The sequence below is a fragment of the Cupriavidus sp. 10L45 genome, from assembly GCF_056395225.1.
Map to the genome: position 1 here is coordinate 65595 of NZ_JBFTJC010000020.1, position 8510 is coordinate 74104.

Consider the following 8510-nt stretch of genomic DNA (forward strand, 5'->3'; position numbering starts at 1 on the left):
ACCCATGGACGGCGAACACGAGCCAAAGCAAACGAAGTCACCGCCCAAAAGACATTCAAATTCACTTAATGACATACCGGAGAGAAATCATGACCAAGACCACCGCCCTCAAGATCGCCGCTTCCCTGATCGTTTCGCTGGCCACCGTCGGCGCCGCCCAGGCTGGCACCGTGCCCGCCGATCAGTATGGCTACCAGTTCCGCACCGGCGTGCCGGCAGACCAATATGGATATGGCTTCCGCACGCACGACACCTTCACCGATGGCGCCCGCAGCTTCGATCCGTTCCTGGATGGCGCCCGCGGCTGATGGTTGATGCCCGATTGTTGGAGAAAAAGGCGCCGTGCCTCTCGCACGGCGCCTTTTCTTTTGTGGACGTCAGGGCAGCACTGGCTGGGCCACCGCCCGCGCGATGATCGCGTCCGCATCGCGTTGCAACAGGAACCGCTGCGTCACGAGGTCGTTGGCTGCCGCCGTCACCGCGGCCACATAGCCGGCCTGGTCCGTGTACAGCGACTCGAGCGAGGGCCGTCCGTCACCGGCCGAGACGCGCGCCGCCTCGGTCTTGTGGAAGGGGAGGAAGGACCCGGTCAGGTTGGACAGATCCACGATGCCCGGCGTGGCGACATAGTTGAACTCGACGCTGGTGCCCAGCGGCGCACGCGCCTCCGCGCTGTGGATGCCCGCCTTGGGGATGCCCGTCGAGGGGTCCACCTGCGGCACGAGGATCGCGTAGTCGCGGTTCAGGTACGCCGGCGGCAGCAGCGTGGCGATCCCGGACTCGTCCTCGCGCCGGTACTGCGGGCCGAAGTCGAGCAACGGATAGCCGTTGTAGCGCGCCAGGTACTGGAAGTCAGGCACCGCCGTCTGCACGCCGCTCACGGCCCACGTCACGCCCTTCATGACGGGGAAGGCCACGTCGGCTGGGCGCACCAGCGAGCCATCGGCCAGCGCCGGCACCTGGCTGGCAGGCGGCGTGGTGCCGCGCACGACCCAGTCCTCGAGATCGATGAACAGCGCACGGAAGGTGTCGTTGTGCTGGATCACCGTGCCGGCCGGGTAGACATTACGGGTGGGCGCGAAGCTGATGCTGGTCGTGCCGCCCGCCCCGCCGTGCTGGGCGCCCGTGTAGTAATAGATACGGGCGTTGTCCGGCTGCTTCAGGTCGGCGAAGCCGTTGGCGTCGGTCAGCACCGGCGAGCCCTGCAACTGCCAGAACTCGGTGCCGGACAGGCCGAGGAAGAACTTCGGGCAGGTGTTCGACGCCGAGCAGCGCGCCATCACGCCGCCCTTGGTGCCCGAGATATCGTCCACGTAGTCCTTGTCGAGGCCGCGCGGCGCGGTCTGGCCGAACGCCGAGTGGTCGGTACGCAGGCCGCCACCGCCGCCCGGCACGGCGAAGCGCGTGTTGATGTTGGTCTGGCGGGCCGCCACGTGGGCGTAGATGCCGTCGAAGACCTTCGAGCCGTCGAGCGCCTGGTTGAAGCCCAGGTGCAGGAAGGTTTTCATCGCATTGCCGGACTGCGACGTCCCCTGGCCCAGCGCGTGGGTGATGCGACCCGCCACCGGGTTCGGCGTGCCGGCGCCGTCCGCGGCCTTGCTGCGGAAGAAGCTCACGGTGTCCCGCAGCGCGGCCAGCCCCACGCCCATCACCTTCGGGTCCTTCGCCACGTACACGAGTTCATAGAGGTACTTCGGATCGAAGCCGCCGCGCAGGCAGATGCTGGCCGGGTCGGGCTTGCCGGGGAACGCGTTGGCGCTGGCGTCGCACGTGGCGAATTTCCAGTCGCTGGCGGGAATTGCCACGCGCGCATCGGTCTCATTGACGCGCCGCGTCAGCGAGTAGCCGGGCTGGGTGTTGTCGAGGCTGGCCGGCGCGTAGGGGATCATCGTGCCGTTGAATACGCCGCCGGGCAGCGTCATCGCCGGCGCGGCCGCGCCCGGCACCAGTTCGGTCCGATAGGTGCCGGTGATCGCGGTGCCATCGGCATTCTTCGCCACCGGCACCGTCACGGTCAGCCGTGCCGGGCTCGATTTCGGTACATCGCCCTGCCAGGCCGAGTACAGCAGCACGTAGCCGCGCTCCAGGTAGACGGCATCGCTCGGGCTCGCGGCGGGGTTGACCATGGTCAGGATATTGCCGCGATTGGGCGCGTCGTAGCGCAGCACGCCGCTGGCCTTGCTCATGTCCTTGGGCTTGAGCATGACGAAGTCGGCCGAGTACTCGACCATGCCGTTCGCGTTGACGGGCGCCAGCGCCAGGTCCTGGATGATGGCGTTCTTCGGGTCTTTCGGGTCGACCTCGCCGCTGAGGGTGCCCGTCAGTTGCTCGTACTGGCCCACGCTGCCGTAGCTGCCTGCGAAGTCCTGCGTGCCGGTGATCTTGAGCGTCTGCGTGGGCGCATGCGTCTGGGGCGTGCCACCGCCACCACCGCCGCCACTGCTCCCGCCGCCGTTGTTGTCGTCGCTGCCACCGCAGGCCGTCAACATGGCCATGGCGCCCGTCAGGGCGAGCGCTACCGCGTGCCGCATCGGTGCACGTGCTTGCATCGTCTGTCTCCTCGTTGTCGTTCGGGATTGCTTGCGCGGCAGCCCTCAAGGATGGGATTGCCCCGCGCGGTCGCCGCCCGTTCGTGCGCACCGCTGTCGAAGTGAAAGCAGTGTAGGAGTGACCGATTAAGCTGATAAATTGATTGTTTGGATGAATTGATCGAGGATGTGGATGGATAGTCAGGCCCCACGCGCCGCGCGGTGTTCCGCTACCATGGCGCTCTCAATGCACGGAGAACACCGATGCCGTCGATCGACACCCTGCTGACATTCCTCGGGATTGCCGTCCTGCTGAGCCTGGCGCCCGGCCCCGACAACATCTTCGTGCTGCTCCAGTCGGCCATGCATGGCACGCGCGCCGGGCTGACCGTGGTGCTTGGGCTCTGCACCGGACTGCTCGTGCACACGGCGGTGGTGGCGGTGGGGCTGGCCGCGCTGCTGGCGGCATCGGCGATGGCCTTTACGGTCCTCAAGGTCGCCGGGGCGCTCTATCTGGTCTGGCTGGCGTGGCAGGCGTTCCGCGCACCGGTGGGGGAGATGTCACCGCAACATGCCGATGCCAATCCGCCCCGCCGCATGTACTGGCGCGGCGTGGTGATGAACCTCACCAATCCGAAGGTCGTGATCTTCTTCCTGGCCTTCCTGCCGCAGTTCGTGGTGGCCGAGCGCGGGCACGTGGCGCTGCAGCTGATGGTGCTCGGCTTTGTGTTCATCCTCGCCACGCTGCTGGTCTTCGGCGCGATTGCGTGGTTCTCGGGCGTGTTTGGCCGTGTGCTGATGCGCTCGGCCCGCGTGCAGCGGGCGATGAACTGGTTTGCCGGCACGGTGTTTCTCGCGCTGGCGGGGCGCCTCGCGCTGTCGCAGCGCTGAGGCGGTAGCCTGAGGCGGGCGCCTCAGGCGAACGTGATGGCCTTGCGGCGCTCGGCGTGCTCGAGGTGCGGCACGTTGTTGAAGCTCAGCAGCCGCTGCGTGCCGCGTCCCACGATCAGCTCGCAGAAACCGGTATTGCGGAACTGCAGGTTCAGTTCGATGGCGGTCTGCGTCGGCGCGCCGAGCAGGTCGGCCACCGCGCGGCCGATGGCGCCGCCCGAGCTGACCACGAGCAGCGCATCCTCGCGCGCCGCGCCCTCGGTGGCGTGCGTCAGCGCGGACTGCATCCGCGCGCCGAAATCAGTCCAGGTCTCCGGCATGCCGGTCAACGTGTCCTGCGTCCAGGCCGCGAACGCCGCACGGAACGTGCGCCAGTAGTCCTGGTAGTCGCCGTTCTGATGGGCGCGATGATCGCCGCCCTTGGTGAAACTGCGATACAGCGCCTCGCCATCGTATTCATTGAGGCCGGGATGGGACACCACGGCGGTATCGGTCGCCCCCATGCCGGCGAGGATCTCGGTGGCCGTGTCCTGCTGGCGCACCAGCGAGCCGGCCACCACGCGCCGGAAGCTGACGCCCCGGTCGCGGAAATACTCGCCCAGCCAGCGCGCCTGCTGGCGGCCCACGTCGGACAGGCAATCATAGTTGGCGGCCCCGAACGAGGCTTGTCCGTGACGGACCAGGAATAGCGTTGCCATGGGAAGGGGGCGTCTCGCGCCGGAAAATCATCGTGAGACGGATTCTAGAAGCCTGCCTCCCGCCCGCAAAGCAAGCTGCTCCGGAATTCATACCGGCCATCTCCGCGCTGCATTGTCCGGCGCGGAGAGGGCGGCCCGGGTCAGTCCAGCGTCACTCCGGTGTCGGCGGCCAGCTTCAGGATCACCGGCAGGTAGGCCTTGTAGGCGCGCTGCGCTTCCGCCGGGGAGCTGCCGATGGGCTCGAGACCCATCTCGTCGATCTTCGCCTGGAACTCGGGCGACTTGACCAGCGCCACGACCTCGCGGCCCAGTTTCTCGACGATGGCTTCGGGCGTCTTGGCGGGCGCCATCAGCGTGGTCGGCCCGACGATCTTGTACGCCTCATCGCCATAGCCCGCTTCGGCGAACGTCGGCACATCGGGCATCCCGCGGGCGCGCGTGGTGCCGGACACTGCCAGTGCCCGCAGCTTGCCGGTGGCAACGTACTGCCGCAGCGTGGTCACGGAACTGATCGTCATGTTGACCTGCCCGGCGAGGAGGTCGGTGACCAGCGGGCCTTCGCCGCGATACGGCACGTGGAGGATATCCACGCCGTAGGTCTTGTCCATATAAGCCTGGATGGTGTGCGGCAAGGTGCCGGGGCCCCACGAGCCCATCCGCAGCTTGCCCGGCGACTGCTGCGCGTAGGCCAGCAGCTCCTTGACGGTCTTCGCGGGCACCGTCGGGTTGACCGTCAGCACGGTGCGCGCCATGGCGATGTCCGAGAGTGGCCGCAGATCGGTGCGCGGGTCATAGGGCAGCTTCTTATATAGCGCGATGTTGGACGTGATCGGCCCGGGAATCGTCATCAGTAGCGTGTAGCCGTCCGGGGCGGACTTGGCGACGAAATCCGTGCCGATGATGCCGCCCGCGCCGCCCTTGTTCTCCACGACCACGGTCTGGCCCAGGCGCTTGGACAGCCCGTCGGCCACCTGGCGCGCCATCGTGTCGGTCAGCCCACCAGCGGGATACGGCACGATCAGGCGAATCGGTTTGGTCGGGTAGTCACCCTGCGCATGCGTGGCCAGTGAAACCAGCCCGAGCATGACGCCGGCAACGCGCGCGGCCAGTCTCCTGCGTGACGCGATGGAATGCTTCATGGTGTTGTCTCCACGTTATATCCGGCCTGAAAACAGGCGGCGCCGCTATGTTGCGGCGAGATCGGATGGCCCCATTGGGAGCGGGGCCGTCCGGAAAAAGCGGGGGAACTGGGGGTGAAGCGAGGTGTGGCGGTAGGGCGGGGGGCGCTCAGAGGTCCAGGTAGCTCGCCACCATGCGCGTGAGTTCCACGGGTAGCCGTTCATCGGCGAGCGTGAGCGGGCCGGGGTCGTTCAGCACCGCGTTGACGATCATGCCGAAGACCACCTGCATGGCAAAGCGCACGCGCTGCTCGGCTTCTTCTGGCGGGCCGGGCAGGCGCGGTACCAGCAGCGCCACGAGCCGGTCGACGATTTCCTGGCCGTTCTTCTGATGCGGCAGCCACTCCTCAGGGCGCGTGGTGGCGTGCTTGAGTGATGCGCGAATCACGCCCCGGTTATTGTGGCAGCCGGTCAGCAGGAAACGCATCGTCTTCTCGACGATCTGGCGCGGCGGCGTCTCGGCCCAGCGCCCTTCGTTCAGGTAGCGCGCAACGGAGGCGTCGGTCTCTTCCATCACGAGCGTGCGCAGGGCGTCGAAGAACGCCATCTTGTCGCGGAATCGACCGTAGAAGGCGCCCACGGACACCTGGCAGGCCGCCGCGATCTGCGCCACCGAGACGGAGGCGAAGTCGCGCTGCGCGAGCAACTCGCGGCCGGCGGTCAGCAGCGCCTGTTCCGTTTCCTTGGCGCGGCGCTGGCGGGGTGGCTGGAGAATCGAGGGGGTATCGATGCGGGGGAAGGCTGTGGACGAAGACGTGCTATTCGTCACACTCGGAAAGGATGCTTGCATGGCGGATTCCGTATTCGAATTCGGATTCGGTTCTATGTCCGCACATTATGGTTTCGTATACCGCAGCGTCAAATTGGGGTTTACGATCCGGACGTTTTGCGGGGCAGGCCTGCGCACTGGCCGACCAGCGTCTGCACGCAGCAGGCATTACCGCTCCACTCCCCGCCGGTGACCTTGCCGTTGGCGGCGGCCAGCAGCTTGCGCTGACATCGTGCCGTGGAGGCAGGTGGCTCAAGCTGCGCATCGCGCGGGCCGCTGCCGGGCGGGTGCGCCGTCGGCAGTTCGTCGACCCATATATAGGCGGTGCCGGCCGGCGTGCTCTGCACGGACTGCGGCGGCCCCCACTGAGCCTGCACCTGCTCGACAGGCGCGCCCTGCCAGGATGCGAAGATCCGATGCATGGCGCCGCCATCGACGCTGGTGCAGCCAATGGTCACGCCGGCCGCGCAGAGCACGGCGGCGGCAAACGGAAGGCGGGGCAACGCGGGCATGGCGGCTCCATCTAGGTAGCGAACCCTCCTCGGCAGACTAGCCGAGCGGGCGCCCGGCTGGCAACGCCACTATGCGCGCCGCCGCACATTGCCTGCCGACCCCGATCCCGACTCCGATCAGGCGAACAGGGTGAGGGTTTGTGTATCCGATGAACGCTCGGTTGTCCGGGCGGGGCGTTTGATCGACGGAGCGCGGCTGGGCGCCGGCGGCTCCGGTGGCGTCAGCGCAAACGGTCGGGACGCCGCGAGCGGCACCGCCGAGGCGCGCAGGGCGTCCAGGCGCGGCGCGAGGATCTGGTAGGTATCGACATCGAACCGGGCCGGCGCGGCGAGCAGGGCAGCCGCCGCGTCGAGGTCCGTCACGGACCCGAGATAGCACCAGTTCTCCAGCACGTGCCATGGCTGTTGGGGCTGATCCGATTCCCGCCACGCCACCGCGCCGGCGAATGGCCACGGCTGCAATGCCAGCGTGGCGATGGCGGCCATCGTCCGCTCCCGATGCGCCGCGCGCGATTCGTCGCCCGTGCAGGCGCCCGCGCAGCGATGCAACTGTCGCGCGAAACACGGGTTGCCGCGCCGGTGCGTGGGTTCGAGCATCAGCGTGGTCAGACAGAGCGTGTGTTCCTCCGCCAACTCCCGCAGCCGGGCCTGGGCTGCGGCGCGGCTGCCGAACGCGCCATAGAGATTGGCATGGCGGCTGAAATCCACGTGCCGGTCCGAGCGCAGGCGCGGCACGGGCAGGCCATCGGGGATCTCCCACGAGAACAGTTCGCTGTTCTGGCGCAGCAACTGGTTGTGCAGCGGCTGCAGTGACTTGACCAACTGCGCCTCCATCAGCAGCGCGCCGACTTCGCCGCCGGTCTCGTGCCACGCCACGCGCCGCACGCCTCGCGCCAGGCGCATCTCCTTCTCATGGCGATGGTCGCCCGAGAAATGGCTTTTGATGCGCTGACGCAGGTGAATGCTCTTGCCAACGTAGAGCGGCGCGTCTTCGTCGCCATAGAACAGGTAGACGCCGGGACGATCGGGTACCTCGTCGAGCGCGGTCTCGGACAGGCCGGCCGGGAGGCTCGCCTGCTTCACCAGCGACTTGACGGCCGATTCCACCAGATCCACGGTATAGAGACCATGGAGCTTCTGCCAGAACTGCCAGAGTAGTTCGGCGTCCGCCAGCGCGCGGTGACGGCCCTTGGGCGTCAGGCCGAAGCGGGCGATCAGCGCGTCCAGGCCATGGCGCTCCACCGACGGGAACAGCGCGCGCGACAGTCGCACGGTGCAAAGCACGTCGGCGCGGAAGGTGATGCCAGCGCGCCGGAACGCATTCTTCAGGAAGCCGTAGTCGAAGCGCGCGTTGTGGGCCACGAAGAGGCGGCCTTGCAGCCGCTCTGCCAGCGACTCGGCAATCGACTCGAACGTGGGTTTGCCGCGCACCATCTCTTCAGTAATGCCGGTCATGCCCTGGATGAAAGACGGGATGCTGGCCTGTGGGTCCAGCAGCGTGTCCCATTCCTGGATGCCGTCCGGGCCGACTTCGACCACGCCGATCTCGGTAATGCGGTCACGCTGGGCATCGGCGCCCGTGGTTTCCAGGTCGACGAATACGATCGGCCGCGCGAGGGCGGTGGCGAGCGCGTGCGCATCGAGGGCGCCGGCGTCGCGGCTCGCGAGGCGTTCGGGCACGTAGGTCATCAGGTCAGGCGGTGTCGTCATGGGGCGATTCTACTGCGCCCGAAAATTCTTTTGCGAAACCCCTTGCCAGCCTGCGTTGGCTCCCTTAATATTCGCCCCCTCGCAACACAAACCGCGCTGCAAACGCAGCAGCGACAAGGGTTGCGGGGTTGATGGGGTGGTCGGGCTGAGGAGTTTTCCAGCGCTGACCGCAGCGAAAAAAACTTCGCTGACCTGTTGACGAAACGCAGGTTGTTCTTCATAAT

The 8510-nt window shown here is 67.2% G+C and carries 9 protein-coding genes; 2 read left to right on the forward strand and 7 right to left on the reverse strand.

Annotation, left to right across the window (positions count from 1 at the left end; all coding sequences use genetic code 11):
- Positions 1 to 89 precede the first annotated feature (89 nt).
- The gene (locus AC1DFU_RS26745) at positions 90 to 308 is read left to right on the forward strand and encodes a hypothetical protein (protein WP_092293365.1); all 219 of its coding nucleotides are present in this window, start codon (positions 90 to 92) and stop codon (positions 306 to 308) included.
- 69 nt (positions 309 to 377) lie between these two features.
- Here the strand turns inward: AC1DFU_RS26745 and AC1DFU_RS26750 are convergent, their stop codons facing one another.
- Positions 378 to 2549 carry an alpha/beta hydrolase domain-containing protein gene (locus tag AC1DFU_RS26750; RefSeq protein ID WP_441593677.1) on the reverse strand — a complete coding sequence of 724 codons (2172 nt, stop codon included), beginning with the start codon at positions 2547 to 2549 and terminating at the stop codon, positions 378 to 380.
- Between the two features lie 243 nt (positions 2550 to 2792).
- Between AC1DFU_RS26750 and AC1DFU_RS26755 the strand changes: the two genes are divergently transcribed.
- Positions 2793 to 3419 carry a LysE family translocator gene (locus AC1DFU_RS26755; protein ID WP_092293361.1) on the forward strand — a complete coding sequence of 209 codons (627 nt, stop codon included), beginning with the start codon at positions 2793 to 2795 and terminating at the stop codon, positions 3417 to 3419.
- 23 nt (positions 3420 to 3442) lie between these two features.
- Here AC1DFU_RS26755 and AC1DFU_RS26760 read toward each other — a convergent pair whose 3' ends face one another.
- From AC1DFU_RS26760 to AC1DFU_RS26785, 6 genes are all read right to left on the reverse strand, one after another.
- Positions 3443 to 4117 (reverse strand): histidine phosphatase family protein, encoded by a 675-nt coding sequence (locus tag AC1DFU_RS26760; RefSeq protein ID WP_092293359.1) that lies wholly within the window; start codon positions 4115 to 4117, stop codon positions 3443 to 3445.
- A gap of 140 nt (positions 4118 to 4257) precedes the next feature.
- Positions 4258 to 5256, reverse strand: a complete 999-nt coding sequence (locus AC1DFU_RS26765; protein WP_441593678.1) for a Bug family tripartite tricarboxylate transporter substrate binding protein — start codon at positions 5254 to 5256, stop codon at positions 4258 to 4260.
- Positions 5257 to 5404: 148 nt separating this feature from the next.
- Entirely contained in the window at positions 5405 to 6085 is a 681-nt protein-coding gene (locus tag AC1DFU_RS26770; protein ID WP_092293355.1) for a TetR/AcrR family transcriptional regulator, read from the reverse strand.
- 80 nt (positions 6086 to 6165) lie between these two features.
- Positions 6166 to 6576 (reverse strand): hypothetical protein, encoded by a 411-nt coding sequence (locus AC1DFU_RS26775; RefSeq protein ID WP_092293353.1) that lies wholly within the window; start codon positions 6574 to 6576, stop codon positions 6166 to 6168.
- A 117-nt stretch (positions 6577 to 6693) separates the two neighbouring features.
- The gene (locus AC1DFU_RS26780; protein WP_177219891.1) at positions 6694 to 8286 is read right to left on the reverse strand and encodes a 3'-5' exonuclease family protein; all 1593 of its coding nucleotides are present in this window, start codon (positions 8284 to 8286) and stop codon (positions 6694 to 6696) included.
- A gap of 9 nt (positions 8287 to 8295) precedes the next feature.
- Positions 8296 to 8510: hypothetical protein (locus AC1DFU_RS26785; protein ID WP_441593679.1), on the reverse strand; the 215-nt coding region annotated here is incomplete at its 5' end.

Excerpts from the sequence above, each read along its gene's own strand:
- AC1DFU_RS26745 (WP_092293365.1), top strand. The coding sequence starts at position 90 with ATGACCAAGACCACCGCCCTCAAGATCGCCGCTTCCCTGATCGTTTCG.
- AC1DFU_RS26750 (WP_441593677.1), bottom strand. The coding sequence starts at position 2,549 with ATGCAAGCACGTGCACCGATGCGGCACGCGGTAGCGCTCGCCCTGACG.
- AC1DFU_RS26755 (WP_092293361.1), top strand. The coding sequence starts at position 2,793 with ATGCCGTCGATCGACACCCTGCTGACATTCCTCGGGATTGCCGTCCTG.
- AC1DFU_RS26760 (WP_092293359.1), bottom strand. The coding sequence starts at position 4,117 with ATGGCAACGCTATTCCTGGTCCGTCACGGACAAGCCTCGTTCGGGGCC.
- AC1DFU_RS26765 (WP_441593678.1), bottom strand. The coding sequence starts at position 5,256 with ATGAAGCATTCCATCGCGTCACGCAGGAGACTGGCCGCGCGCGTTGCC.
- AC1DFU_RS26770 (WP_092293355.1), bottom strand. The coding sequence starts at position 6,085 with ATGCAAGCATCCTTTCCGAGTGTGACGAATAGCACGTCTTCGTCCACA.
- AC1DFU_RS26775 (WP_092293353.1), bottom strand. The coding sequence starts at position 6,576 with ATGCCCGCGTTGCCCCGCCTTCCGTTTGCCGCCGCCGTGCTCTGCGCG.
- AC1DFU_RS26780 (WP_177219891.1), bottom strand. The coding sequence starts at position 8,286 with ATGACGACACCGCCTGACCTGATGACCTACGTGCCCGAACGCCTCGCG.